Origin of the sequence: Nocardia sp. NPDC052316 (genome assembly GCF_044547795.1) — a bacterium.
Classification (GTDB): domain Bacteria; phylum Actinomycetota; class Actinomycetes; order Mycobacteriales; family Mycobacteriaceae; genus Nocardia.
This window is the reverse complement of the sequence record NZ_JBIUBB010000009.1, coordinates 191,619-217,582: the sequence shown is the minus strand read 5'-3', so window position 1 is coordinate 217,582 and position 25,964 is coordinate 191,619. Positions and strand designations below refer to the sequence as shown.

Below are 25,964 nucleotides of genomic sequence, written 5' to 3'. Positions count from 1 at the left end.
AATGCGCCGAGCCCGGCCACTTCGGGTGCAAGGTGGAACTATGTGCGCGGCGACGGTGGCCGGGGTGGACAGCTCCACCCAGTCCTGCAAGGTGGTGGTCTGCGACGCGGACACCGGCGAGATCCTGCACCAGGCGCACGCGCCGCATCCGGACGGCACCGAAGTGGCGCCGGAGGCCTGGTGGGACGCCCTACGCGCGGCGGGTGACGGGCTGCTCGATCGGGTCGACGCGATCGCGGTGGCCGGCCAGCAGCACGGCCTGGTCGCCCTCGATGCCGAGGGCCGTCCGGTGCGCGACGCGCTGCTGTGGCACGACATCCGCTCCGCGGCGGCGGCCGACGAGCTGATTCTCGAGCTCGGTGGCGCGCAGGCGTGGGCCGACGCCGTCGGCAGCGTCCCGGTCGCCGCCTTCACGGTGGCCAAGCTGCGCTGGTTGGCCGATCACGAGCCCGAACTCGCCGACCGCACCGCCCGGATCATGCTGCCGCACGACTACCTGACCTGGCGATTGCGCGGCGGCGGCCCCGGGACGCCCGAGCCGGAGCCGACCACCGATCGCGGCGATGCCTCGGGTACCGGTTACTGGTCGCCTGCGGACTGCGAATATCGCAAAGACCTACTCGCCCTGGGCTTTCGCGGCCGCACGCCGGAACTGCCGCGGGTGCTCGAGCCGGCCGAAGCCGCTGGACGGACCCCCGCCGGTGTGCTCGTCGCGGCCGGGACAGGCGACAACGCCGGTGCGGCACTGGGTCTCGGCATCGGCGATGGTGACGTGGTGGTGTCGCTCGGCACCAGCGGAACCGTCTTCGCCCGCAGCACCGTGCCCAGCGCCGACGCCACCGCCGCGGTGGCCGGATTCGCGGACGCGACAGGGGCATTCCTGCCGCTGGTGTGCACGTTGAACGCCGCACGCGTGCTGGAGTACGCCGCCGAGCTGCTCGGCGTCGACCTGGTCACGCTGGAATCGCTTGCCGCGCAGGCGCCACCGGGCGCCGACGGGCTCGTGCTGCTGCCCTACCTGTCCGGCGAACGGACCCCGAACCTGCCGCACGCCACCGGCAGCCTGCACGGTCTGCGTCCGGAGACCATGCGGCCCAGCCACATTGCCCGGGCCGCCTTCGAGGGCATGCTCTGCAATATGGCCGAGGCGCTCGATCATCTGCGCTCGCGGGGCACCGGTGTGCGCCGCATCCTCTTGATCGGTGGAGCTGCCCGTTCCGCCTTGGTCGCCGAGATCGCCGCCCAGATCTTCGGTGTCCCCGTCACCGTGCCACAGCCGATCGAATACGTCGCGCTCGGCGCGGCCCGGCAGGCGGCCTGGGCGCTCAGCGGTGCGGCGGAGCCACCGACCTGGCCTGCCAGAACGGCCGCCGAGATCCCGGCCCCGACCCTGTCCACCGTCGGCCGCCATATCCGTGCGGAATATCAACGGGCACACAATGACCTCTACGGCATGGGTGTGGCGGTGTCGTCGCAGCAGCGCCGTCGACGTGGTCATCGGTGATCGACCCGAACAAAGTCGGCGGACCCGTGCGACGATGTAGTCATTACCGGTAGTACTGGATACCGGCGGCTTGTCGAGGGAGCGCAGATGCAACCGTGTGACGTGGTGATTCGCGGCGGATCGGTCTTCGACGGCGCGGGTTCCGCGCCGCGCACGGCCGATGTCGGCATCAAGGACGGCACGGTGGTCGCGGTGAGCGCCGAGCCGCTGCCCGATGGCGCACGCAACCTCGACGCTTCGGGCAAGTGGGTCATTCCGGGCATGCTCGACGTGCACACCCACTACGACGCGGAAGTGCTCGGCAATCCCGGGCTCGGCGAGTCGGTGCGCCACGGCGTCACCTCCGTGGTGATCGGGAACTGCTCGCTGTCCACGGTCTACGCGGAGGCAGACGACTGTGCGGACATGTTCGCCCGGGTCGAGGCGCTGCCCTGGGACGCGGTGCACTCGGCGGTCAAAGAGCACAAGAACTGGGACGGCCCGCGCGCCTACGTCGAGTCGCTGGCCGCGCGCCCGCTCGGCGCGAATGTGGCTGCACTGCTCGGTCACTCGGATATTCGGGTGGCCGTCATGGGTCTCGGCCGCGCCACCGACCCGCAGGCGCGGCCGACCGGCGACGAGCTGAATCGCATGCGGCGGATGCTGACCGACGCGCTCGATGCCGGGTTCCTCGGCCTGTCCACCATTCGCAGCTCGTTCTCCAAGCTGGAGGGGACGCGCTTCCCGACCAGGCAGCTGCCGTCGACCTATGCGAGCTGGCGCGAATACGCGGCGCTGAACGATATTCTGCGGCAACGGAACCGGATCCATCAGAGCACGCCGAACCTCACCTCCCGGCTGGAGATCGCGCGTTACTTCGCGCAGAGTGCCGGACGGTTCCGTAAGCCGCTCAAGACGACGCTCATCGCGGGCATGGACGTGAAGGCCGACCGCACCACCGCACGCGCCGCGACCACCGCGGCGTGGCTCGCGAACACCCTGGGCAAGGCCGCTTTCCGCTGGCAGCATCTGCCGGTGCCGTTCGAGGTGTACGCCGACGGCGTCGATCTGGTCGTGTTCGAGGAGTTCGGCTCCGGCGTCGCGGCGCTCAACATCCGCGACGTGCTGAAACGGAGCGAGTTGCTGGCCGACGAGGCCTACCGCAGGCAGTTCCGCAAGGACCTCGCGAAGAAATACGGTCCGCGGGTGTGGCATCGGGACCTGTACGACGCGCAGATCGTGTCCTGCCCCGAGCCGGAGGTGGTCGGCAGGTCGTTCGGCGAGGTGGCCGACGAGCGCGACATCCATCCGGCCGACGCGCTGCTCGACCTCGCCGTCGCGCACGGGGCGAAACTGCGCTGGCGCACCGTCATAGCCAACGACCGCGACGACGTGCTCGACTCGCTGCAACGCTCACCGCACGTCCAGGTCGGATTCGCCGATTCCGGTGCGCACCTGCGCAATATGGCCTTCTACAACTTCGGCCTGCGCATGCTCGAGCGGGTGCACGAGCGCAAGTTCATGCCGATCGAGGCGGCGGTGCACCGGCTCACCGGCGAGCTGGCCGACTGGTACGGGCTGGACGCCGGCCGCCTGCGCGAGGGTGCCCGCGCCGATATCGCCGTGATCGATCCGGCCGGGTTCGACGGTTCCAGCGCCGCCTACGCCGAAACCCCATTTCCCGGCATCGCGGGCCTGAACCGGATGGTCAACCGCAACGACCGCGCCGTCGCCGCCACCCTGGTCGGCGGGCAGGTCGTCTACGAATACGGCACCTTCGCGCCCGGCTTCGGCAGCACCCTGCATGCCGGAACTTTCCTCACCCCCGCCTGATCGCGTGCGCGACACGCCGGTGTGAAACGCCGAGAACCCACTCTGCGCCGTCTGGGCATAGCATCACCCGAACGGGACAATCCCGACAATTCGCAGATCAGTCCGCCGCCGGGTTCCGCTCGGCCGGACAACGGTCGCGGTCGGGTGGCATCTCACGGCGTGGGGGGAGACCACGGCGAGGAGACACAATGACCGATAGCGACGTGCGCAGGGCGATCACGGCCGAACGAACCGACCTCGCCGAAATACTGACCGGGCTCGACGCCGAAAGCTGGAACGCACCGACCCTGTGCCGCGGTTGGCGGGTACGGGAAGTCCTCGCGCACATCACCCTCCCCTTCCGACTCTCCGAACCTCGCTTCGCCTACGAAATGCTGCGGGCGGCAGGCGGTTTCAACCGCATGGCCGACCACGCCGCGCGCCAGGACGCCGCCGACTTCACCGCCGAAGATCTACTGAAATCCCTGTGGGACAACGTCGCCCACCCCTGGAAGCCCCCCGGCAGTGGATACGCCGCCGCCCTCGGCCACGACGTCGTCCACGGCCTGGACATCACCGTCCCCCTCGGACTCGACCGCACGGTCCCCGAAGACCGACTCCGCCCAGTCCTCGACGCCATCAACCCCCGGTGCCTCGAGTTCTTCGGCGTCGACCTTGACGGCATTCAACTCCGCGCCGAAGACATGGACTGGCACTACGGCACCGGCGAAATCCTCTCCGGCACCGCCCAAAACCTCCTCCTCGTCCTCTGCGGACGCATACTGCCCGACGGATCCCTGCACGGCCTCAAAGCCAACCGCTTCACCCGCGCCGGACAACGCGGCCGCCACCGCCGCCACCTCCCGGTCTAGCCGCCGAGGGTCACCGGCAAGGCCTGCAGGCCGTGCTCCCGGAACGAGGGAAGCCAGCGGATTTCATCCCGTGGGATCGCCGGCTCGATACGCGGGAAGCGGTGCAGCAGACTGCCGATCGCGATACGGGTCTCGAGACGAGCAAGCGGGGCACCGAGGGGTAGTGGATGCCGTGACCGAGTGCGAGGTGCGCGTTGTCGGCTCTCGTCAGATCGAGAGTGTCGGGGTCCGCAACGAGCGAAAGATCCCGGTTGGCAGACGCGGCACCCAGGAGGACGGTGTCGCCTGCGGGGATACGGACACCGCCGATGCTGATGTCCTCGGTAGGAAAGCGACGGATGGCGAATTGGCTGGGGTGGCAGTAGCGCAGCAGCTCCTCGACCGCTGCATCACTGACTTCCGGAGCAGCCTCGCGCAGCGCTGCCAACTGCTCCGGGTTGTCGAACAATGCCAGCACGGCCTTCCCGATGAGTTTGACCGCATTCTCGTAGCCGGCCCAGAAGATCAGGAATGCCAAGGAAACCAGTTCGTCCTCGGTGAGCGCGTCGCCCGCGTCGCGCACGGCGATCAGGTCGGAGAGAAAGTCGTCAGCGGGCGCGGCGCGTTTGCCTGCGACCAGATCAACCATGAACTGCGCCATCTGGACCACGGCCTGCTTCGCCTGCTGGGGCTGGTTCGGATCAGGGTTCAGCAATGAATTCGTCCAGCCGTGGAACCGGTCGCGGTCCTCGCGCGGGATGCCCAGCAGGTCACCGATCACGGTCAGCGGTAACGGGGCGGCGAAGTCCGCGATGAGCTCGGGCTCGTCGCGCGCGGCCATGCGGTCGAGCAGCACATCGGTTGCCGCTTGGACCTTGTCGCGCAGGCTCTCGGCGCGGCGGCGAGTGAACGCGTGGGGAAACCAAGCGACGCAGACGGGTGTGATCGGGCGGTAATTTACTCGTCCTCTGGCGTCTCGGGGCAGTTGGAGGGATGATCTGCGGCGAGGAGAGACGATGACCGATATCGGGGTGCGTAGGGCGATTACCGCTGAGCGGACCGAGCTTGCCGAGTTGCTGGCGGGGCTCGATGCCGAGAGTTGGGATGCGGCGACGTTGTGCCGGGGGTGGCGGGTGCGGGAGGTGGTCGCGCATATCACCATGCCGTATCGGTTGTCGGGGGCGCGGTTCGGGCTGGAGATGGTGCGGGCGGTCGGGAGTTTCCACCGGATGGCCGATCGGGTGGCCCGGCGGGATGCGGCGGAGCTGACGGCGGAGGATTTGCTGAAGTCGCTCTGGGACAACGTTGCTCATCCGTGGAGGCCGCCGGGCGGTGGATTCGCGGGGGCGTTGAGTCATGACGTTATTCATGGTCTGGACATCACGGTGGGACTCGGCCTGGAGCGGAAGGTGCCGGAGGACCGGTTGCGGATCGTGCTGGATGCGATCAATCCGAAGAGCGTCAAGTTCTTCGGGGTCGATTTGAAGGGGATCGAGTTGCGCGCCGATGATGTGGAGTGGCGCTACGGTTCCGGCGAGGTGTTGTCCGGTGCGGCGCAGCATCTGTTGTTGGTGCTGTGCGGGCGCAAACTGCCTGCGGGGACGCTGCACGGCGCGGACGCGCAACGCTTCACCCGCGCTCGGTAGGGCACAGAATAATCGCGGAGCGCCGATCACTTCGCGGCGTTAGAGTCGGCTCCGTGAACTGGATCGCGCCCGCCCTCACCCGCACCGACGCACCGCGGATCGCCGACGAGCGGCCGATGCTGCAGGCCTGGCTCGATTTTCACCGCGACACGTTGCTGCTCAAGTGCGCGGGCCTCGACACCGAACAGCTCGAATGGCGTTCCGTGGAGCCCTCCACGTTGTCGCTGCACGGCTTGGTCCGGCACATGACCGAGGTGGAACGCGGCTGGTTCCGGCTCGCCGCCGCGGCCCAGCCGGTGCCGTACGTCTACTGCAGCGAGGACAATCCCGACGGCGACTTCGACGACACCGAAACCGCTGATCCCGCCGCCGATTTCGCGGCGCTGCGGCGCGAGATCGAACTGGCCGACGCCGCGGTGGCCGACCTGCCGCTCGACCACACTTTCCAGCATCCGAGGCGGCCCGACCTGGAGTACAACCTGCGCTGGGTCTACCTGCACATGATCGAGGAGTACGCCCGGCACAACGGGCACGCCGACCTGCTGCGCGAACGCATCGACGGCGCGACCGGCGACTGACCGGTCAGGGGCGCTGCCTGCTGACCCACGCCGCGATCTGGGCGCGCGAGGTGAAGCCGAGCTTGGTCAGGATGTGGTCGACGTGGCTCTCCGCGGTGCGGATCGAGATGACCAGCTCGGCGGCGATGCGCTTGTTGCTGTAGCCGGCTGCCACCAACCGCGCCACGTCGCGTTCGCGGCGCGTGAGCTGCTCGGCGGCAACGGATTTCGGCGCCGCGACCGGCTCCTCGGCACCGAGCGCGTAGCGCACCGCTTCGTCGAGCCCGAGCGCGGCGCCGCTGTCGAAGGCGGCCCGGAACTCCCTGTCCCCCATCGCCGCACAGACCTGCAGCCGGACCTTGTCACCGACCACGTCGGTCATCGCGTGCGCCAGCCGCTGCGTACTGCCGTGCCGCACGGTCGACGCGGCACCCATCAGCCGAGCGGCACGGTTCAGGTCACCACCGGCCGCTGCTACCCAGGCGAGTCCATCGAACGCCGACGCGGTCCACACGCATCGGTCGAACAGTCGCAGCAACTCGACCGCGCGCCGGAGTTCCTCGATCGCCTTGTCCTCGTGGCCGTTTCGCCAATGGTTCGTCCCGCCCGCCCACGAGGCGAGGCCGCCGAGCAGATGCGAACCGTGCTGGGTGGACTTCGCCAGGAACTGCTCGGCCAGCGCCCCCGCGCGCTGGTCCGCCAGCACCATCGCGCAGACGTAAGCGAAAGCGAGGCACTCCATCTCGGTGCCGTGGTGCGCGCACGCGCGGGCCCGCTCGGCCGCCTCCTCGGCGAGCTCGAGCGCGCGCACCGGCCCCGACTCGGCGAACGCCAGCACCGCCGACAGCAGGGCCGCCTCGACCAGCACCTCCTCGGCACCCAACTCCATGGCTATCGACACGCATTCGCGCAGATACTCGTGCGCCGACCCGGTGTCCGACAGCATGGCCGCGATGATCGACGCGGCGGTCAACGCCCGCGCCCGGTCACTGGTGCGCGCGGGATCCTTGCCGAGCGCCTCCATCAACCAGCGATACCCCTCCAGCAGGAACCGATAGTGCTCCCAGAACGGCCGCAGTTCGGCGGCGATCTGTAACCCCCGATGCGCACCGTCCGGGTCGGCGAGCGCGAACTGGAGCGCCGCACGCAGATTCGCGTGTTCACGGGTGACGTCCCGGAACCAGCGGACGTCGGCCGCACCCCAGTATTCGGTGCGGCCCCGCTGCGCGAGGCGGTAGTAGTGGTCGCGGTGCCGAACCCGGACCGCGTACTCGTCACCGTGCGCCGCGAGCCGCGCCAGCGCGAACTGGCGTAGCGGCTCGAGCACGGTGTACCGGCCGGTGCCGTCGCTGTCGTGGCGATGGCTCAGCACCGACTTGTCCACCAGGCCGGTGAGCGCGTCGACCAGCGCACCCGGCGGCGCGAGTACGCACACCGCCTCGGCGGCGGCCAGGTCGAAGCCGCCCGCGAATACGGCGAGCTGCTCCCAGAGGCGTTGTTCGTCCGGGGTACACAGGTCGTAACTCCAGCGAATGGCGGCCTCGAGCGTCTGCTGCCGCTCCGGTGCCGTGCGTAACCCGGTGGTGAGCAGGCGCATGGTGTCGTCGAGGCGTTCCAGCACCTGGTCGGGGGTGAAAGCACGCAGCCGCAACGCCGCAAGCTCCACAGCCAGCGGAATACCGTCCAGCCGGAGGCAAATCCCGGCCAGTGCGCTGAGATTGGCGGCGGTGACCCGGAATTCGGGGTTCGCGGCGGTGGCCCGATCGATCAGCAGCCGCAGTGCCGCGTTGTCCGCGGCGTCGACTTCGCCGGAGTCCTCGTCCAGCTCCGGTACCGGCAGCGGCGCGATCGGCAGCACCTGCTCCCCCAGCACACCGAGCGGCTCCCGGCTGGTCGCCAGCACTCGCACCTCGGGCGTGCGCGCGATGAGCCGGTCGACGAGTTCGGCGCAGGCGTCGATGAGGTGCTCGCAGTTGTCGAGGACCAGCAGCAGACGCTTGCCACCGAGGTAATCGGTGAGGCCGGCCAGCGGCGCGCTGGTGTCGTCGCGCAGACCGAGCGCCTGCGCGACGCTGAGCGCCACCAACTCGCCGTTGTTGACGTGGGCGATTTCGACCAACCACACGCCATCCGGGAAGGCGCGCCGCACCGCGTCGCCCACTCGCCGGGCCAGCCGGGTCTTACCGACGCCGCCCGGCCCGGTCAGCGTGAGCAGCCGGGTGCTGGACAGCAGTTTCCTGGCGGCGGCGACTTCGCTGCCCCGCCCGACGAAGCTGGTCACTTCGGCGGGGAGGTTTCCTGTCACGTGCCGCGCCACGCCGATTACCTTCGCACGGACGGCCGTGGCCCCCGGGCGTTTTGCCGGAAGATACCGGGTGCGGTGGTGGTGTCCGCGCTGGCTAAACTGCCCTTTCCGAAGGAGGGATGCACGTGACCGGCGTACCGGTGCTCGAACTGACGGATGTGACGTTCCGCCGCGAGGGTAAGAAGATCATCAACGGCATCTCGCTGACCGTGCACGCCGGCGAACACTGGGCACTGCTCGGGCCGAACGGCGCGGGCAAGAGCACCCTGCTCGGCTTCTGTGGCGCGGTCATGTTCCCCACCTCCGGCACGGTGCGCGTGCTCGGCGAACAGCTCGGCCGCGTCGAACTGCAACGCCTGCGTCATTCGATCGGGCATGTGAATCCGCGCCACCCGCTGCGTTATCCGCTGACCATCCGCGAGGTGGTGCTGACCGGTCTCACCGCGACCATCGACACCCCGATGCGCTGGACACCGACGCCGGACCAGCTCGCCCGCGCCGACGCGATGATCGATACGGTCGGCCTCACCGGAAAGGCCGACAACACGTGGCCGACGCTCTCGCAGGGTGAACGCGGCCGCACGTTGATCGCCCGCGCGCTCATCGCCGAACCGCGCCTGCTGCTGTTCGACGAGCCGTCCACCGGCCTGGATCTGGCTGCCCGCGAACAACTCCTGGAAACCGTCGACACGCTCGGCGATACCCATCCCGAGGTGGCGTCGGTGCTGGTCACCCACCATCTGGAGGAGCTGCCGAGCACCACGACGCACGCCATGCTGATCGCCGACGGCCACACCGTCGCCGCGGGCCCCGCGCGCGACACCCTGACCACCGAGAACGTCACCAGCGCCTTCGCCCACCCTGTCGAAGTCCGCTACGACGGCCGGTGGACCGCGCGGGCCGCACACGCCCGCCCCGTCTGGCCCGGCGAATAACGCTCAGCCGCAACAGAACCGCGGGCATCGAGGCTGAGTCAGGGAACGCGTGGCGTGAGGTTCATCCGGATGTCGTCGGCCGCCCACAGGACGAACCGCTCGACGGGTACCACCGAATGCCCAGGGGCAAGCTCGAATCGGAAGCGTCGCAGCAGAACCGCGAGGACCAGTTGCGCCTCGACCATCGCCAGGGCGACGCCTTCGCAGCTGCGCGGGCCGAGGCCGAAGGGGATGTAGGCGAACCTGGGTCGTCCGGCGGATTCCGCGGCGGTGAACCGTTCGGGACGGAAAACCTCTGGCTGCGGCCAGTATTCGGGGTTGAGGTGCACGGCCCAGATCGGGTAGAAGATCGTGGCCCCGGCCGGAATCGTATAGTCGCCCACGCGAAGATCCTCCGAGACTTCGCGGGCGCCGTACGGGCCTGGTGGGTAGAGCCGCATCGACTCCTCGAGCACCATCTTCAGATAGGGCAGGCATTTCAGATCCGCGTACTCGGGTGCGGGCCGGTCGCCGAGTATGTCCGTGAGTTCATCGGCGACGCGGTCGGCGACGGCAGGGTGCTGTGCGAGGAGGTACAGGGTCCAGGAGATCGCGACGCCGGTGGTGTGGTGTGCGGCCAGCATGGTCATCAGCACGGTGTCGCGGATCCGCGCCGGCGGTTGGCCCGCTGCGGCGAGCGCGGCGATCAGGTCGCTGCCGTCGGATTGTCGCGGGCCACCCTGCTGCGCGGTGTCCTGGCTCGCGCTGCCCGGCCGCGCGTCGTCCTGGTGCGCGGCGAGCACTTCGTCCACGGTCGACCGAAGAAAAGCCAGCGCCCGCTGCGCGCGATCGCCGCGTTCGGCGTCGGTTCCCGGCAGGTCGGCGTGGTACAGCCGGGCCAGCTGGTCGGTCAGCACATCCTCGAAGGCCGACACGATCCGTCCGGCCTGCTCCGGGGAGTCCGCGCCGGCACCGAGCGCGTAATCACAGATCATCCGCAGCGACAGCTCGCTGAGGTGCTGCTGCAAAGCAATCGGGCCGTCCGACTTCGCCCACCGATCGGCCATGTCGCAGGTCAGGGCGGCGAACTGCCCGAAATGCGCCTCGTGCGAGCGCCGCCCGGCCAGCACCGACAGCAATACTCGTCGCCACGGGGTGTGCTGCTCCGCGGAAAGGGTCTGCAAGTTATCCGATTCCTGTAGCGGCGCCAGGAACTCGAACAACTTCTCCGGCCGCTTGTCGATCTTCGCAGTGGCCTCCAGCAGAACCGGATCGGCGATCGACACCGCCTTCTCCGCGCCGGGTAACCGGAACCGAACGACGGGGCCGTAATCGGCATGCAGTTTCCGCTGGTAGTTGTGCAGCCCACCAGCCGCGACGATGTCGGCGAGGCCGTCGCCCGCGCCGACGGGTCCGGGGATCGCTGCGAAAGTAGCGTCGCCACCAGATTCCATGACATCCCTCCACGGCCATGCTCCCTGCCGCGGATGCTCCCCGCAATACCGCGGAAACCGTGGCCTGCCGTTCCGCCCGCGAAAATACTCGAGGAGAATTTTTCGATGAAGTGTCGATCCGGATGGTGGCCGTTCGATGCAGTGAGGTGAGGATCGGACGATCCTGACGACGACGAGCAAAGGACCCGAGATGCGCTACATGATGCTGATCCACCTCGACCCGACCACCGCGCCCGAGCCGGACGCGGCGCTGATGGACCGGGTGGGCAAGGTGATCGAGGAGATGACCAAGGCCGGGGTACTGCTGGACACCAACGGTTTGCGCCCGGTGAGCGAGGCCACCACGATCAAGCAATCCGGCGGCAAGCAGACCGTGATCGACGGGCCGTTCACCGAGTCCAAAGAGGTGGTCGGCGGGTACTGCATCCTGCAGACCAAGACCAAGGAGGAAGCGGTCGAGTGGACCTCACGCTTCCTCGACGCGCACGGCCCCGAGTGGGAGATCGAGGTCGAGCTCCGGCAGATCGCCGAAGAGGCCTGATCGGGCGCGGCGGATGAGCCGGAACCGGTCGCCCGAGCAGACCCACCGCGCCGTGGAAACGGTGTGGCGGATGGAGTGGCCGCGACTGGTCGCGGGGCTCACCCGCGTCGTCGGCGATATCGACGCGGCCGAGGAGCTGGCGCAGGACGCGCTGGTCGCGGCGCTGGAGCAGTGGCCGCGCGACGGGGTGCCGCCGAATCCGGGTGGCTGGCTGATGCTCACCGCCAAGCATCGGGCGATCGACCGGATCCGCCGCACTCAGACCTTCGCCCGCAAGCTCGCGCTGCTCGGTCACCAACTGGTGACCGAGCAGGCGCCGGACGAACCGGAACCGGACGCCGACGTCGCCGATGATCTGCTCCGGATGATGTTCACCGCTTGTCATCCGGTGCTGCCGGAGCAGGCGCGGGTGGCGTTGACGCTGCGGCTGCTCGGCGGCTTGACCACCGAGGAGATCGCCCGAGCCTTCGTTGTCGCGGAATCCACGGTGGCGCAACGCATTGTGCGCGCCAAACGGACCATCGCCGCCAAGCAAGTGCCCTACGAGGTGCCCAATGGCGACGAGTTGACCGAGCGGCTGGCCTCGGTTCTCGCGGTCGTCTATCTGATCTTCAACGAGGGGTACGCGGCGACCGCCGGCGAGGATTGGATCCGCGTCGAGCTGTGCCAGGACGCGCTGCGGCTGGCCCGCATCCTGGCCGAGCTGCTGCCCGCCGAACCCGAGGTGCACGGGCTGGTCGCGCTGCTGGAGCTGCAGGCCTCGCGGCTGCCCGCGCGCACCGGTCCGGCGAACGATGCTGTGCTGCTTGCCGATCAGAATCGGGCACGGTGGGACCGGCTGTTGATCCGGCGTGGGTTCGCGGCGCTGGGGCGCGCCAACGCGGTCGCCAGGGACCGTGGACTGCCGCCGGGCAGTTACGCGTTGCAGGCCGCGATCGCCGCCGTGCACGCCATGGCGGCGACGTCGCAGGACACCGATTGGCGACGCATCGCCGGGCTGTACGCCGTTCTCGCCGAACGCTTTCCGTCGCCGATCGTGGAGTTGAATCGTGCGGTGGCGGTGAGCAAGGTGCACGGTCCGGCGGCGGGCCTCGACCTCGTCGACGCACTGGCGGCCTCGGGCGCGCTGGACACCTACCACCTCTACTACGCCGTGCGCGGCGACCTGCTCAGCCAACTCGGCAGGCGCACGGAAGCGGGCGCCGATTTCGTCCGGGCCGCCGAGCTGACCGGCAACAAGGCCGAGCGGGCGCTGCTGCTCGATCGCGCGGCGGACAGCGGGGCCCGCTAGTTCGGTTGTAACGCCGTGGTAATCGCTACACCGCAATCGGGTGTGAGCATGCTACGAAACCGCTTACCTCCGAAAGGAATCCGGCCGCGTGCGACAGTTCTATCGAGCAGTGCTCCTGGACGACGACTACCGGCTGATCGGATATGTGGAGCCCGGTGCACGGCTCGAGGAACACGCGTGGATCGGCGATCACAGCGTGCAGGGCATCGAACGGCTGCTGGCCGTGCCCGCTCGGGTGGTGTGGGCTCGGCGGCAGCTGGGCGAGGAAAACCTCTACGCGGCCGCGGCATCCGTCGCGGCGCTCAGGCCGCCGGAGCACGGCTGCACCGGGCGATACATCGTCAACCATGATCAGCTCGGGTACGTGGACAAGGCCGCCGCAGTGGAGCGGGCCGGACGGCGGCGCACGCATCCATTACCGATACTCACCGCCGAGGGTGGCGCCGAGCCGCACGCTTTGGCCGGCGCGTGGGCGCGCGACCGGATTTCGGTCGGCGACACCGTGCCGGACGGCTTCGAGCTGTGGAAGTTCGATGTAGCCGAACTTCACCAGTTTCAGTAAATAGTGGGCAACCCGCCGACGACACGCGGCATCTCGACGGTGTCGTCGACATATTCGGCGCGCACGTCGGCCAACCGGTCCAGGAACGCTTCCGCAGAGCCGAACTTCGCCGCGACCTGCGCCAACAATTGCTCCGCTGGTTTCATGAAGTCCATGCGTTCAGCATGACTGGTCAGGCGCCCAGCAGCGAGACTGTTAGCACATAGTTTGCCGAAATATCGTGCGCTGCCGGGATCCTGCTACCAGATAGAAACGTTCGGGACACTCCCGACTCAGGCGCGACGGATCGGCTGCCAGGTTCGGGTCGCGTCGGTGGTGAGGAAGGTGCCGACGATGCGGTAGACCTCGGCGGGCTTCTCCACCACCAACAGGTGCGAGGTACCCGGGATGATGGCGAGCTCGGAGTCGGGGATCGCGCGATAGAGGGCGATCGTGTGTTCCAGGCTCATCGCGTCGTCGTCGGCGGCGATGACGAGGGTGCGGCTGGCGATGCCCGCGAGCTCCGCCCCCGTCAGGGTTGGCTCGGCGCGGGCCATCGACAGCAGCTTCTCGGCGACCACCCGGAAGTGCTCCTCGCCGTCGGGCGACACCTCGCCGTACCGAGCGGCCAAGCGCCGCATCGGTTCCTCGTGCGCGAAACCGTCGAGCACGCCGGGCAGCAGTCCGTCGTGGTGGAAGTTGCCGCTGATCGAGACGAGCTTGCGGACCAGATCCGGCCTCCGGAGCGCGATCAGCAGGGCGACGACCGCGCCGTCGCTGTAGCCGACCAGATGCGCGGCGCCGCCGACCACCGTGTCGAGGAACGCGATGGTGTCCTGCGCCATCAGGTCGTAGGAGATCGGTCCCGCGACGTCGGGGGTGCGGCCGTGGCCGCGGCGATCCATCCGGTAGACGCGGAAGTGCTCGGCCAATCCGGCGACGGCGGGTTCGAACGAACGGGAGTCGACGAAGCCGCCGTGCAACAACAGCACCGGCTCGCCGTCGCCTGTTTCGTCGTACCAGGCTCGGACGGCGCCGAGCTGAACATCTTTTGCCATGGGCCGATCATCCTCGAACAGCGACGGACCGCAGGAACCAGATACCGCCCACTGTGTAGCGCGACACAGTCCTATTGCAGGTCGACCCGTGGTTCGGCGCAGTTCTCGGCTTCGGCCAGCTCTTTCAGCGTGAGCAGTTGCTTGCGCATCATGATGACGTCGCCGAAGGCCAACAGGCGTCCGAGAATTCGTGGTCCGCCCATGCGGACCCGGACCACCAGGCGGGTGCCGTCGCCCGCCGGACGAACCGCGTAGGTGACAGCGATCTTCCCGCTGACCAGGGTGATGTGCTGACTCGGCGCGAAGGAGACCAGGTCGAACTGGCCCATGAAGCGTTGTCCCACTTCGAGTTCCGTCAGCTGCGGATCGCGATGACGGGGGCTGGGGCGACCCCAGCGGTCGAGCAGGTCGTAACTGTATGGCGCGACCCGTAATTGGCACAGCCAGGCATAGACCAGGCCGTGGGGTGCGTCGATGCTGATGGCTCGATCCGCTTGCACGCCGGCGGGTTGCAGGGTGTCGCACGGGAGTGGGTGTTCGCGCTCGGCGTCGGTGGCGCCCCAGACCAGTCCGGGAATCACGCCGCGGCCGCGATCCGGCGCAGCAGCCGGCGGACCACGATCTGGTGCCCGCCGCTGCCGATGACGAGTGCGCGGTAGATCTTGCCGTGCAGCCCGGGGAAATCGCCCCACGACTTCGCGCTGACGCGGGTCCGGCTGGCTCCCTCGTCCGCCAGTTCGAAGACCAGGGCGTACTCGGAAAACCAGTGCCGCCCTTTCATCGCCAGCCGGGCGGGGGCCTGCGCGGCCTCGAGTTCGAAGCCACTCGGCACGGTGGTCGGATCCGCCGGGTCCTTGCAGACGACCTTCAATAGTGCCTGCCAGACCCGGTCGCGATTCGCGTTGACAGATCTGGCATGCTCATCAATATAGGATAAACGCTCCATATAGAAGGAACGTACTAGTACATGGCACCTCCCCGCAAGCACGACACCGACGTGATCCTCGACGCAGCACGCGCCCTAGTGCTCGCCGAGGGACCCCGCGCCGCCAGTGTCGCGGCGATCGCCGAGGCCAGTGGCGCACCGGTCGGCACGCTGTACCACCGCTTCGGCAACCGCAACGGAGTACTGACCGCAGCCTGGCTACGCGCCCTCGAACGTTTCCAAAGCGGAGTTCTCGCTGCCGCCGATCACCCCGACGCGGTCGAAGCAGGCGTCGCCATGGTCCGCGCCGCCCTCACCTTCGGACGCGAATTACCCGACGACGCAAGACTTCTCCTGAACCTGCGCCCCAGCGACCTCCTCGACGGCGCCCCCGACGACGACTTCCGCGCCCGCCTGAGCACCATGAACACCCCCCTCTTCGACCACCTCCGCCGCATCGCCACCGCCCGCTTCGGCCGCGCGGGCGACCGCGAAATCGACGCGATCAGCCGAGCCGTAGTCGACCTCCCCTACGCCGCCCTACGCCGCCACGCCCACGCCCCCACTCTCCCCACCTGGCTGGACACCGACCTCCCCGCCGCCGCCCGCACCCTCCTCACCTCCTACCACCCGGACGAATCACCGACCTGACACCGATCCCGATCCGGCGGTACCGCGCTCTCCTGCGGTCAGGCTGGTTCGGTGACGAGGGTGGGGGTCAGTTCGTCGAGGTCGGTGATGACGTGAGTGGCGAGGGCCAGGGCGTCGGGGGCCGGCGGGTATTCGGGGCGGGGGGCGGCGATGACGCGCATGCCCGCGGCGTGGGCGGAGCGCAGGCCGTTGCTCGAATCCTCCACTGCGGCACAGTCGGTGGGGCGTTGGCGGAGGAATGCGGCTACGGCGACGTAGACGTCGGGGGCGGGTTTGCCGCGGTCGACCTCTTCGGTCGAGAAGGTGACGGTGAAGAATTCGATGAGGCCGGTGCGTCCGAGTACGACGTCGATCAGCGTCCGCGGGGAGGAGCTGGCCACGCCGAGTGGCCACTTCTCGCTCATCCGTTGCACGGCGTCGATCGCGCCGGGCAGCAGCGGAACCTTGCGGTAGTACTGCGCGGCCATCCGCTCGATCACGTCTTGCGCCACCGTCTCGGGCGGTGCGTCGACGCCGAGATCGGTGCTCAGGTACTCCGACCATTCGCGGGTGCTCATGCCCATGAGCCGTTGCTGAGTGTCGGGCAGCCACTGCCCGCCGCGCTCCGCGACATAGTCCCGGCGCACCCGTTCCCACACCGGCTCGGAGTCGATCAGTACGCCGTCCATATCGAAGACAACTGCCGTGATACCCATCTACTCAACGCCTTTCGCCAGCGGACTCGTCCTTGCTCCGAGCGGCCGAGCTGCGCCGCCCACCTGCTGATTCCCTTCGCCGCACGCGCTCGGTGATCGCGAACCAGCCTAGGCCACATCGATGGTTTCGGCCCCGATCCGCCGATCCACCCGCCGCCCGTGCGGAGGGCATTCGATGGGCAACCGATAACGTGTTCCGCATGAACGAACAGCAGGCCGGTGACTCGCTACCGAACGCGGAGCACCATGAGGGCGCGTTCCGGCCGATGACCGAGCTGATGAACGCGCACGATGACGGCACCATCGACATCACCCGGGGCGGGCCGCACTTCGCGGAGTTCGTGGAGCAGGTGCGCGGACTGATGGATCGCGCGCGGCTCGCCTGCCCGTCGGACGAGCAGGCCCTGGAAACGATCGGCATTCTCAAGCAGCTGAACGACAAGTTGGACGCCGCGGTCGTCGATGAATGGTCCACGCCGACCTGGACCCGGCACGATCTGCCCGCCCGCGGCAACATCACGCTGCCGCCGTTCGTCGTCGATCACGCCGACCGCGCGGGGGTCGACGCGCGCATCACCTTCCGCACCTTCCACCTCGGTGGCAACAATGCCGCACATGGTGGTCAGATCGCGATCGGCTTCGATGACCTGCTCGGCCTGGCCGCGGCGGTGCACGCGGGCGCGGTGACCAGGACCGCGTCGCTCACCGTCGACTACCGCTCCATCACTCCGCTCAATACGGAGCTGAAGGTGCACGCTTGGGCCGAACGCCAAGAGGGTCGCAAGGTCTACGTCCGCGCCACCCTGCACGACGGGGAGCGCCTCTGCGCCGAAGCGCACGGCTTGTTCATCGTCCTCAAGCCCGGCCAGCCGTAGCGCCGCGGCGGCGTGCCGCCCTCGGAATTGCGCACGCTGCATGCACGCACGAGATGTACTGACAGTCAAGATCTTCCGAATTCGGGCCCGTGCGACGACAACCGCCGCCCCACGGGCCCGAAACTGCGCACCGTGCAAGCATGCACGAAACGCCTTGCCCGGCTTGCCGATCAACGACCCGGGAAATGCGCCTCCCGATACGCCGCGAATCTCTCGTCGACTTCCTCGGTGGTGAGGCCGAAGTCGGCGAGGGTGTAGCGGTGCGCGGGACGGGCCGCCCCGGAGGTGCTTTCGGCGTGCAGCGCCGCCATCGCCGCGGTCGCCGCCTCGGTCAGCGGCAGGTCGAAGTGCCGGTAGATCGAGGCAACGGTGCCGATGGGGTCGGCGACGAAGTCGTCGTAGTCGACATCGCAGAACTGGGCAGCATTGTGCTGCTTGCGGTCTGCCAGGAAGCGATCGGCGCCGCGTGCCCACAGATCGAGCTGGGTGGCACCCACCACCGGGCCGCGGAACTTGTCGGACCAGCCTGCCGAAGCCTGCTCGTTGAGACTGCACACCGAGGCGATGATGGTGCGCGGATCGCGATGCATCTGAATGACGAGCGCGTCCGGATACACCTCGAAAATGGCATCGAGTGCGAATAAATGACTGGGGTTCTTCAACACCCAGCGGCGCCCGGCGTCGGGCAGGCCGATCAACTGCAGGTTGCGCCGGTGCCTGCGGTAGGCCGGGGTCCAGTCCTGCGCCCGCAGCCACTCGGAGTAGGTGGGCAGGTAGCCGAGGCACTCGTAGGACACCGACATGGCCGACTGCCGCAGCAGCTGCCAGCACTCCTCCACCTGGTCGGCGGAGATGTGGTGCACGCCCATGAACTCCGGGTGCTCCACGTGGTGCTGCTCGAACGCGGCCTCGATCCGCTGGTACACCGGATTGCTCGCCCAGGTCTCGCGCGGCGGGCGCGGCTGCGGCATCTCGGTGAGCCACATCTCCAGGCCCTGGTGCGCCGGGTCCGCGTTGAGCAGCCGGTGCACCGCCGTCGTGCCCGAACGCGGCAGACCCGTCACGAAGATCGGCCGCTCGATCGCCACGTCGGCATGCTCCGGAAAGCGTTGCCACGCGGCCTCACTGAGCAGCCGGGCGATCAGCGCCCCCCGCAGGAAGGCGCGGTTCACCTTGTTGCCGAACGGCGTCAGCTCCGCATCCTTGGCATAGGACTCGAGCAGCACCTCGAGCCCGGCGCGGTAGTCGTCGGATCCGAAATCGTCCAGCCCGACGACCTTGGTCGCCGACGCGTGCAGATCATCGATGGTCCCGACATCGTCCCTACCGATCAACGTCATCTCCTCAATAGTGGTGCCGGTCAGCGGCACCCGCTCAGTGGTGGTATTCGCCGCCGTTGACATCCAGACAGGCCCCGGTGATCGCGCGCGCCATCGGCGAGGCGAAGAACACCACGGCGTCGGCGATCTCATCGGGTTCGGGCAGCTTGCGCAGATCGATGGTCTTCGCCGTCTCGGCGTAGACCGCCTCGGCGGTGCTGCCGCGCTGCTCGGCGAGGTAGTTGAAGTACCACTTCAGGTTGTCGGCCCAGATGTAGCCGGGCGCAATGGTGTTCACCCGGATGCCGCGCGGCCCGAGCTCGGTGGCCAGGCTCTGGGCCAGCGCGAGCAGGCTGGCCTTGGCCATCTTGTAGGGGCCGAAGGTCCGCCGGGAATGCCGCAGCACCGCCGAGTTGATCATCACCACCGAGCCGTTGGTTTCGTCGAGCGCGGGGATGAACAGCCGCGTCAAGCGCAGTGCCGCAAGCACGTTGGTCTCGAAACCGGCGCGCACCTGATCCAGGTCCACGTCGGCGAGGTCCACGATCGGCGGGATGGCGAAGGCATTGTTCACCAGGGTGTCCACGCGGCCGAACGCACTGTGCGCGGCCTGCACCAGATTCGCCGCGGCCGCTTCGTCGTTGATGTCGGTCGGCACCACCACCGCGCGCCTGCCGAGCTCGGTGATCTCCTTGGCCACCTCGGTGAGCCGCGACTCGGTCCGCGACGCGAGCACCACGTCGGCGCCGGCCTTCGCGCTCTGCACCGCGATGGCGCGACCGAGCCCGGGACCGACCCCGGACACCACAACAACCTTGTCCTGCAACAACATCAGCCCAGCATCCTCTCCGCGACGGCGGCCTGCCGTGCCGCGATTCGTGCGCGCCACTGATCCGGCGTGACGCGCGCCTGGTCGTAGAACGGCAGGCGCCGCGCCAGTTCGTCGACCGCCACCACCTCGACGGTCGGCCCGTCCTCGGGCTTCATGTCGCGCGCCAGCCGCTGCCAGCGGAACTGGAGATAACCGCGGTCGTGCCCGGTGCGTTCGATCCAGTTCGCCAGCCCCGGGTCCCGCTCGCTGACCACCAGCCGGATCATGCCGTCGGGGTCCACGTGCGCCTGGTCGGCGGTGAGGCTGGTCTGGTGATTGATGTAGTCCAGCGACAGATACCACATGCTGCCGAGCTGGAAACCCTGATACGGCGCATCGGATTTCGGCACCGTGATGATCATCGCCTGGTCGTCGGTCAGCTCGTAGTGGCCGGCCGAGGAGAACTGGGTAGTGAGACCGCCCGGCGTGGACCGGGGTTCGGTCATCGTGTTCACCGGCAGGTTCAGGTAGAACCACTCCGGGAAGGCCAGGAAGGTCTTGATCCGGGAGATCAGCATCTTGCCCGCGACGCCGTAACGCTTGGTCAGCTGATCTTTCGTCAGCGGCGGCGGTGCGTCACCGATGCCGTCGACCCGCGCGATCCGGATCGTGCCCGGTTTCTCGACGGCCCAGTCGCTGTAGACCTCACGGACCACCAGCATCGCCGAGTCGGCGGCCAGGTGCACATAACCGGGCCGCGCTTCGCCGGGGCCGAGGCGCAGCTCGTACGAACCGTCCGGCGCTACGTCCAAGGCGCGGTCGTCGAAGGCGGTGAGGCTGTCCGGCACGTCGACCGGCGAGTAGTTCCCGTTCAGCACCTGGAAACTCAAATCCCTGGTGGTGCCGCGCTCTCCGGTCACCACGTACTCCGCGTCCGGGCGCAGATACGAGTGGTAGTAGAGCGTGTCCGGGTTGTCCAGGCCCATCTTCGTGTACGGCCCGGTGGACTGGACGAAGAACGGGAAGTCCCGCTCATAGGCCCACGCCATCTGTAAGGCGGCGCGAATGCTGCCCGCCAGATAGTCGTAGCCCTCGACGAGGTCCTGTTCGGTGCGGATGTGCGCGGCTCCGGTGATGATCTGCTCGGCGGCGGCGATGGCATCCGCGAACGGCTGTGTCAGCAAAGGGTCTCCAGTGGATCGGGCGCGGTGTTCCAAATATGTACCGCTCTGGTACATTCCGTGTGAGGCAAGATTAGAACGTGTTCTAGGAGTGGTCAATGGTCGGCCGTAGATCCGCGCCAACGGTGCGGGTGGTGCAGGTACTGGATTTCCTGGTCGAGCAGCGCGGTAAGCGCTTCGGCCTGTCCGAGCTGGCGCGGGCGCTGGACCTGGCGAAACCGACCTGCCTCGGCATCCTCACCGAGCTCACCGCGGGCGGCTACCTGGTGCGCGACGCCGACACGCTGACCTACGGCCTCGGGCCCGCGCTCATCGCCGCCGGCCGGGTCGCCCAGGACAGCTTCGCCATCTCCGCGCTGGCCCGCGCCGAGCTGGAGCGACTGACCGCGCGATACCGCACCACCTGCACCGCATCCGCCGTGGTCGGCGAGCAGATCATGGTTCTGGAGAGCACCGGGCCGGGGATGGTCAAGGTCGGCGCGGCGTACCACTTCGCGCCGCCGGTCGGCCTGATGTACGTGCTGTGGGACACCGACGCGGCGTTCGACGCCTGGCTGGCCAAGCCGTCGACGGTGCCGTTGCAGCAGGACGAGGCGCGGCTGCGGCAGGTGGTCGCCGAATGCCGCGAGCGCGGCTATCTGGTGGAGAGTCTCACCGCGGCGGGCCGCAGGCTGTACTCCATGCTTGCCGGATTCGCCGCCCACGATCTCCCTGATGAGCTGCGCGAATTGGTCGGCGAACTGGTCACCAGCCTCGGCGAGCGGGTGTACCTCGGCACGGATCTGCGGCCACGCAAGGAGCACCCGGTCAGCCTGCTCGCCGCACCGACCTACGGCGGCGACGGCAGGCAGAACATGGTGCTGACCATGTACGTCGGCGCGTCCATCACCGGGGCCGAAATCGACCGGCGCGGAACGGCTCTGGTCGCGGCGGCGGACGCCGTGACCGCCGCGTCGGGCGGGCGCAAACCCGCTCCCGGCCCCGGCGAGCTGTTGCCAACGACCGAAACGTGTTCTAGTTTTGCGGGGTGAGCCAGTACGCGAAGTCGACGGCGAGCACCTACGAGCTGCCCCATCTGGACGTGCTCGAGGCCGAGTCGGCACATATATTCCGTGAAGTAGCGGCAACTTTCGAACGTCCGGTGTTGCTGTTCTCCGGCGGCAAGGACTCGGTGGTGATGCTGCACCTGGCGGCCAAGGCCTTCTGGCCCGCGCCGCTGCCGTTCCCGGTACTGCACATCGATACCGGACACAACTTCGATGAGGTGATCGCCTTCCGCGACAAGACGGTCGCGCGATTCGGGCTGCGGCTGGTGGTCGGCAGCGTGCAGGACGACATCGACGCGGGCCGGGTGGTCGAGGAGGCCGGGCCGCGCGCCTCTCGCAACCGATTGCAGACCACCACACTGCTGCGGTCGATCCAGGAGGGCGGCTTCGACGCGGTCTTCGGCGGCGCGCGCCGCGACGAGGAGAAGGCCCGCGCCAAGGAGCGGGTGTTCAGCTTCCGCGACGAGTACGGCCAGTGGAACCCGCGCAGCCAGCGCCCGGAACTGTGGAACCTTTACAACGGCAAACACCGTGCGGGCGAACATATTCGAGTGTTCCCGCTGTCCAACTGGACCGAGCTCGACATCTGGACCTACATCGCCGCCGAGGGCATCGACCTGCCGCCGCTCTACTACGCGCACCGCCGCCCGGTGGTACAGCGCGACGGAATGTTGTTGGCGCACACCCGATTCCTGCAGCTCCTCGACGGCGAGCAGCCGCACGAGACCACGGTGCGGTTCCGCACGGTCGGCGACGCCACCTGCACCGGCTGCGTGGAGTCGACCGCGGCCACCCCCGCCGAGGTGGTCACCGAGGTGGCCGCGGCCCGGGTCACCGAGCGTGGCGCCACCCGCGCCGACGATCGAATCTCGGAGGCGGGCATGGAAGATCGCAAACGAGAGGGCTACTTCTGATGACCGCAACACTGCTGCGTCTGGCCACCGCGGGCAGCGTCGACGACGGCAAATCGACCCTCATCGGCAGGCTGCTCTTCGACTCCAAGACGATCTTCACCGACCAGCTCGCCGCCGTGGAGCGGACCAGCCGCGACCGCGGCGACGACTACCCGAACCTGGCACTGCTCACCGACGGGTTGCGCGCCGAACGCGAGCAGGGCATCACCATCGACGTGGCGCACCGCTACTTCGCCACGCCCCGGCGCAAATTCATCATCGCCGACACCCCGGGCCACATCCAGTACACCAGGAACATGGTGACCGGCGCGTCCACCGCCGACCTCGCGCTGATCCTGGTCGACGCCCGCAAGGGCGTGGTGGAGCAGACCCGCAGGCATGCCTTCCTGGCCAGCCTGCTCGGCATCCCGCACCTGGTGCTGTGCGTCAACAAGATGGACCTGGTGGACTGGTCACAGGCCCGGTTCGAGGAGATCCGCACCGAATTCGCCCAGTTCGCCTCGAAACTCGACATCTTCGACCTGACGTTCGTGCCGATGTCGGCGCTGGACGGCGAGAACATCGTGCACCGCGGCGCGAGCATGCCCTGGTACGAGGGCACTCCCCTGCTGCATCACCTCGAAGAGGTACACATCGCCTCCGACCGCAACCTCATCGACGCGCGGTTCCCGGTGCAGTACGTAACCCGTAGTCACGCACAGGATTTCCGCGGCTATGCCGGCACAGTGGCGGGCGGTGTGTTCAAGCCCGGCGACGAGGTCGCGGTGCTGCCTTCGGGTTTCACCACCACCGTCGCGGCCATCTGGGGTCCGGGCGGCAAGCCCGTCACGGAGGCCTTTCCGCCGCAGGCGGTGACCATGCAGCTCGCCGACCACCTGGACGTGTCCCGCGGTGACATGATCTGCCGGCCGAACAACCGCCCCACCGCGGGCCGCGATCTCGACGCGATGGTCTGCTGGTTCGCCGACGAGTCGCAACTGACCCCCGGCGCGACCTACACCATCCGGCACACCACACGCACCGCCACCGTCGAGGTGCGCACGCTGGACTACCGGCTCGACGTCAATACCCTGCACCGCGACGAGCAGGCGGAGTCGTTGTCGCTCAACGAGATAGGCCGCGTCCAGCTGCGCACCCGGCAGCCGCTGCTGTTCGATCCGTACCGGCGTAATCGGTTCACCGGCAGCTTCATCCTGGTCGACGACGCCACCAACAACACCGTCGGCGCGGGCATGATCACCGGGGCGAGCCTGCCGTCCTCGCGGGTGGTCTGGCACTCCACCGCGGTCGGCCGGGACGAGCGGGCGACCCGTGGCCTCACCGTGTGGCTGACCGGCCTGTCCGGTTCGGGAAAGTCCACCGTCGCAGTGGAACTCGAACGCCGACTGGTCGCGGCTGGCCGCCCCGCCTTCCTGCTCGACGGTGACAACCTGCGGCACGGACTGAACGCAGATCTCGGCTTCAGCGCCGCCGATCGGGTGGAGAACGTCCGCCGGGTCGGCGAGGTGGCCCGTCTCTTCGCCGAAGCCGGTGTGGTCGCGGTGGTTTCGTTGATCAGCCCGTACCGCGCCGACCGCGACCGGGTCCGTGCGGCGCACCTGGCGGCGGGCATCCCGTTCGTGGAGGTCTTCGTCGACACGCCGCTGGAGATCTGCGAAGCCCGGGATCCGAAGGGCATGTACGCCAAGGCCCGTGCGGGCGAGATCCGCGGCTTCACCGGCATCGACGACCCGTACGAGTCGCCCACCGAGGCCGAGCTCGTGCTGCGCCCCGACGACGGCGATCCGGCGGCGATGGCGGCCACCATCCTCGCCAGGCTGTCGAGTCTCGACTGAACGCTCGGCAAGGGGCGGGCGGCGGATTGCTGCCTGCCCCTTCGCCATTCGTGCGTCAGCTCAGCGAGCGGAAGAACTCACGGATATCGCCGGTGAGCAGGTCGGGCACCTCGAGCGCCGGAAAATGGCCGCCGGAGTAGAACTCCGACCAGTGCGTGATGTTGTGCGCCTTCTCGGCGAACCGGCGGATGGCGTAGTCGCCGTCCTTGAATACCGCCACGCCCGTCGGCACGGTGCCCTTCGGCGCGGGCGCGAACATGCTCACGTCGTGGAACCGCTCGTAGTAGTAATTGGCTACGCTGCGTGCGGTCTCGGTGAACCAGTAGATGCTGACGTTGGCCAGGATGCGGTCTTTGTCGATCGCCTGCTCGGGCAGTTCGTGCGACTGGTCGACCCACTCCTTGTACTTCTCCACGATCCAGCCGAGCTGCCCGGCCGGTGAATCCGCCACCAGTTGCGCGACGGTGTTCGGGCGGGAACCCTTCAGATTCATGTAGGCCGCGCCGTCGTCCTGGAACTGCTTCATCCGGCCGAGGCGCTGCCGTTCGGCCTCGGTCAGCGCGGCCATATCGCCCGGGTCACCGCTCGGGAAGGTGACCAGCGCGTTGACGTGCACGCCGAGCACATGGTCGGCGTCCACCCGGCCGAGCCGCGGTGCGATGAACGCGCCGTGATCGCCGCCTTGCACCCCGTACCGGTCGTAGCCGAGCCGCGCCATCAGTTCGGCCAGCGCGGCGGCGACCCGGCCGTCGTGCCAGCCCGCCTCGGTGACCGAGCCGGAGAAGCCGTGCCCCGGCAGCGACGGAATGACCAGGTGAAACGCGGGTGCCTCGGGCGCGCCGTGCGCTTTCGGGTCGGTGAGCGGGCCGATCACCTCCAGGAAATCGACCACCGAGCTCGGCCAGCCGTGCAGCAGGAGCAGCGGCGTAGCGGCGGCCTCGGCCGAGCGGATGTGCAGGAAGTGCACGTTCTGCCCGTCGATGGTGGTGGTGAACTGCGGATGTTTGTTCAGTTCCGCTTCGATGGCGCGCCAGTCGAACTCCGCCGCCCAATAGCCGGCCAGGTCCTTCAGGTAGGTGGTCGGCACACCGCGCTCCCAGCCGGTGCTGGGCAGGTCGTCGATCCAGCGGGTGCGGGCCAGCCGGTCGTGCAGATCGTCCAGGGCGGCCTGCGGGATCTCGATGCGGAAGGGGCGGATCTCGGTGCTTGTCATGCCATAAATACTTCGCGTAACGAGGGGGCCTGCGAATCACAAGAAT

General features: G+C 68.4%; 26 protein-coding genes. 14 read left to right on the top strand and 12 right to left on the bottom strand.

Translation table 11 applies throughout. The features are described from left to right. Positions 1 to 40 precede the first annotated feature (40 nt). The 3 genes from xylB to ACIHA7_RS37085 all read left to right on the top strand — a co-directional run bounded on the left by xylB (position 41) and on the right by ACIHA7_RS37085 (position 4,167). Entirely contained in the window at positions 41 to 1,504 is a 1,464-nt protein-coding gene (xylB, locus tag ACIHA7_RS37095; RefSeq protein WP_397296313.1) for a xylulokinase, read from the top strand. Positions 1,505 to 1,591: 87 nt separating this feature from the next. Continuing rightward, a complete protein-coding gene (locus tag ACIHA7_RS37090; protein WP_397296312.1) occupies positions 1,592 to 3,316 on the top strand; it encodes an amidohydrolase family protein in 1,725 nt (574 codons plus the stop codon). A 188-nt stretch (positions 3,317 to 3,504) separates the two neighbouring features. Continuing rightward, positions 3,505 to 4,167 carry a maleylpyruvate isomerase family mycothiol-dependent enzyme gene (locus ACIHA7_RS37085; RefSeq protein WP_397296310.1) on the top strand — a complete coding sequence of 221 codons (663 nt, stop codon included), beginning with the start codon at positions 3,505 to 3,507 and terminating at the stop codon, positions 4,165 to 4,167. Between the two features lie 10 nt (positions 4,168 to 4,177). On the opposite strand, the gene ACIHA7_RS37080 is transcribed toward ACIHA7_RS37085, so the two are convergent. Next, positions 4,178 to 5,002: a cytochrome P450 gene (locus tag ACIHA7_RS37080; protein WP_397296308.1), complete on the bottom strand. Its 825-nt coding sequence runs from the start codon at positions 5,000 to 5,002 to the stop codon at positions 4,178 to 4,180. A gap of 160 nt (positions 5,003 to 5,162) precedes the next feature. Between ACIHA7_RS37080 and ACIHA7_RS37075 the strand changes: the two genes are divergently transcribed. Then, entirely contained in the window at positions 5,163 to 5,792 is a 630-nt protein-coding gene (locus ACIHA7_RS37075; protein WP_397296307.1) for a maleylpyruvate isomerase family mycothiol-dependent enzyme, read from the top strand. Between the two features lie 53 nt (positions 5,793 to 5,845). Continuing rightward, positions 5,846 to 6,370 (top strand): DinB family protein, encoded by a 525-nt coding sequence (locus ACIHA7_RS37070; RefSeq protein ID WP_397296306.1) that lies wholly within the window; start codon positions 5,846 to 5,848, stop codon positions 6,368 to 6,370. Positions 6,371 to 6,374: 4 nt separating this feature from the next. Here the strand turns inward: ACIHA7_RS37070 and ACIHA7_RS37065 are convergent, their stop codons facing one another. Then, positions 6,375 to 8,654, bottom strand: coding sequence for an ATP-binding protein (locus tag ACIHA7_RS37065; protein WP_397296304.1), 2,280 nt, complete (start codon positions 8,652 to 8,654; stop codon positions 6,375 to 6,377). Between the two features lie 125 nt (positions 8,655 to 8,779). Between ACIHA7_RS37065 and ACIHA7_RS37060 the strand changes: the two genes are divergently transcribed. After that, entirely contained in the window at positions 8,780 to 9,589 is an 810-nt protein-coding gene (locus ACIHA7_RS37060; RefSeq protein ID WP_397296302.1) for an ABC transporter ATP-binding protein, read from the top strand. A 38-nt stretch (positions 9,590 to 9,627) separates the two neighbouring features. On the opposite strand, the gene ACIHA7_RS37055 is transcribed toward ACIHA7_RS37060, so the two are convergent. Then, positions 9,628 to 11,022, bottom strand: a complete 1,395-nt coding sequence (locus ACIHA7_RS37055) for a cytochrome P450 (protein ID WP_397296300.1) — start codon at positions 11,020 to 11,022, stop codon at positions 9,628 to 9,630. A gap of 190 nt (positions 11,023 to 11,212) precedes the next feature. Between ACIHA7_RS37055 and ACIHA7_RS37050 the strand changes: the two genes are divergently transcribed. The 3 genes from ACIHA7_RS37050 to ACIHA7_RS37040 all read left to right on the top strand — a co-directional run bounded on the left by ACIHA7_RS37050 (position 11,213) and on the right by ACIHA7_RS37040 (position 13,416). Continuing rightward, on the top strand, positions 11,213 to 11,563 hold the full coding sequence (locus tag ACIHA7_RS37050; protein WP_397296298.1) for a YciI family protein: 351 nt from the start codon (positions 11,213 to 11,215) through the stop codon (positions 11,561 to 11,563). Between the two features lie 13 nt (positions 11,564 to 11,576). After that, positions 11,577 to 12,854, top strand: a complete 1,278-nt coding sequence (locus ACIHA7_RS37045) for an RNA polymerase sigma factor (RefSeq protein ID WP_397296296.1) — start codon at positions 11,577 to 11,579, stop codon at positions 12,852 to 12,854. Positions 12,855 to 12,942: 88 nt separating this feature from the next. Beyond that, a complete protein-coding gene (locus ACIHA7_RS37040) occupies positions 12,943 to 13,416 on the top strand; it encodes a hypothetical protein (protein WP_397296295.1) in 474 nt (157 codons plus the stop codon). Here ACIHA7_RS37040 and ACIHA7_RS37035 read toward each other — a convergent pair. The 4 genes from ACIHA7_RS37035 to ACIHA7_RS37020 form a co-directional block, all read right to left on the bottom strand. Beyond that, complete coding sequence (locus tag ACIHA7_RS37035) at positions 13,410 to 13,571, bottom strand: hypothetical protein (RefSeq protein ID WP_397296293.1); 162 nt, start codon at positions 13,569 to 13,571, stop codon at positions 13,410 to 13,412. The two genes, ACIHA7_RS37040 and ACIHA7_RS37035, sit on opposite strands and share 7 nt — an antisense overlap. Positions 13,572 to 13,688: 117 nt before the next feature. After that, complete coding sequence (locus tag ACIHA7_RS37030) at positions 13,689 to 14,453, bottom strand: alpha/beta fold hydrolase (protein ID WP_397296292.1); 765 nt, start codon at positions 14,451 to 14,453, stop codon at positions 13,689 to 13,691. A gap of 71 nt (positions 14,454 to 14,524) precedes the next feature. Then, positions 14,525 to 15,034: a hypothetical protein gene (locus tag ACIHA7_RS37025; protein WP_397296290.1), complete on the bottom strand. Its 510-nt coding sequence runs from the start codon at positions 15,032 to 15,034 to the stop codon at positions 14,525 to 14,527. After that, positions 15,031 to 15,399 (bottom strand): hypothetical protein, encoded by a 369-nt coding sequence (locus tag ACIHA7_RS37020; protein ID WP_397296288.1) that lies wholly within the window; start codon positions 15,397 to 15,399, stop codon positions 15,031 to 15,033. Before ACIHA7_RS37020 ends, ACIHA7_RS37025 begins: the two co-directional genes overlap by 4 nt. Before the next feature lie 21 nt (positions 15,400 to 15,420). Here ACIHA7_RS37020 and ACIHA7_RS37015 point away from each other — a divergent pair, with 21 nt between their 5' ends. Continuing rightward, on the top strand, positions 15,421 to 16,029 hold the full coding sequence (locus ACIHA7_RS37015) for a TetR/AcrR family transcriptional regulator (protein WP_397296286.1): 609 nt from the start codon (positions 15,421 to 15,423) through the stop codon (positions 16,027 to 16,029). 38 nt (positions 16,030 to 16,067) lie between these two features. Here ACIHA7_RS37015 and ACIHA7_RS37010 read toward each other — a convergent pair whose 3' ends face one another. Beyond that, positions 16,068 to 16,724 (bottom strand): HAD family hydrolase, encoded by a 657-nt coding sequence (locus ACIHA7_RS37010; protein ID WP_397296284.1) that lies wholly within the window; start codon positions 16,722 to 16,724, stop codon positions 16,068 to 16,070. A 200-nt stretch (positions 16,725 to 16,924) separates the two neighbouring features. Between ACIHA7_RS37010 and ACIHA7_RS37005 the strand changes: the two genes are divergently transcribed. Continuing rightward, the gene (locus ACIHA7_RS37005; protein WP_397296282.1) at positions 16,925 to 17,599 is read left to right on the top strand and encodes a PaaI family thioesterase; all 675 of its coding nucleotides are present in this window, start codon (positions 16,925 to 16,927) and stop codon (positions 17,597 to 17,599) included. A gap of 170 nt (positions 17,600 to 17,769) precedes the next feature. Here the strand turns inward: ACIHA7_RS37005 and ACIHA7_RS37000 are convergent, their stop codons facing one another. The 3 genes from ACIHA7_RS37000 to ACIHA7_RS36990 are packed head-to-tail and all read right to left on the bottom strand — an operon-like array spanning position 17,770 to position 20,913. Beyond that, the gene (locus ACIHA7_RS37000; protein ID WP_397296344.1) at positions 17,770 to 18,933 is read right to left on the bottom strand and encodes a sulfotransferase family protein; all 1,164 of its coding nucleotides are present in this window, start codon (positions 18,931 to 18,933) and stop codon (positions 17,770 to 17,772) included. Positions 18,934 to 18,973: 40 nt separating this feature from the next. Further along, complete coding sequence (locus tag ACIHA7_RS36995) at positions 18,974 to 19,750, bottom strand: SDR family oxidoreductase (RefSeq protein ID WP_397296280.1); 777 nt, start codon at positions 19,748 to 19,750, stop codon at positions 18,974 to 18,976. Continuing rightward, positions 19,750 to 20,913: a hypothetical protein gene (locus ACIHA7_RS36990; protein WP_397296278.1), complete on the bottom strand. Its 1,164-nt coding sequence runs from the start codon at positions 20,911 to 20,913 to the stop codon at positions 19,750 to 19,752. The genes ACIHA7_RS36995 and ACIHA7_RS36990 overlap by 1 nt, the downstream gene beginning before the upstream one ends. A 95-nt stretch (positions 20,914 to 21,008) precedes the next feature. On the opposite strand from ACIHA7_RS36990, the gene ACIHA7_RS36985 reads away from it, so the two are divergent. Genes ACIHA7_RS36985 through cysC form a run of 3 tightly spaced genes read left to right on the top strand, consistent with a single transcriptional unit; the run spans position 21,009 to position 24,705 of the window. After that, a complete protein-coding gene (locus tag ACIHA7_RS36985; protein WP_397296277.1) occupies positions 21,009 to 21,941 on the top strand; it encodes a helix-turn-helix domain-containing protein in 933 nt (310 codons plus the stop codon). Beyond that, positions 21,938 to 22,870, top strand: coding sequence for a sulfate adenylyltransferase subunit CysD (gene cysD, locus ACIHA7_RS36980; RefSeq protein WP_397296275.1), 933 nt, complete (start codon positions 21,938 to 21,940; stop codon positions 22,868 to 22,870). The genes ACIHA7_RS36985 and cysD overlap by 4 nt, the downstream gene beginning before the upstream one ends. Beyond that, complete coding sequence (gene cysC / locus ACIHA7_RS36975; protein ID WP_397296273.1) at positions 22,870 to 24,705, top strand: adenylyl-sulfate kinase; 1,836 nt, start codon at positions 22,870 to 22,872, stop codon at positions 24,703 to 24,705. Before cysD ends, cysC begins: the two co-directional genes overlap by 1 nt. A gap of 55 nt (positions 24,706 to 24,760) precedes the next feature. On the opposite strand, the gene ACIHA7_RS36970 is transcribed toward cysC, so the two are convergent. Continuing rightward, positions 24,761 to 25,918: an epoxide hydrolase family protein gene (locus ACIHA7_RS36970; RefSeq protein WP_397296272.1), complete on the bottom strand. Its 1,158-nt coding sequence runs from the start codon at positions 25,916 to 25,918 to the stop codon at positions 24,761 to 24,763. Positions 25,919 to 25,964: the final 46 nt, after the last annotated feature.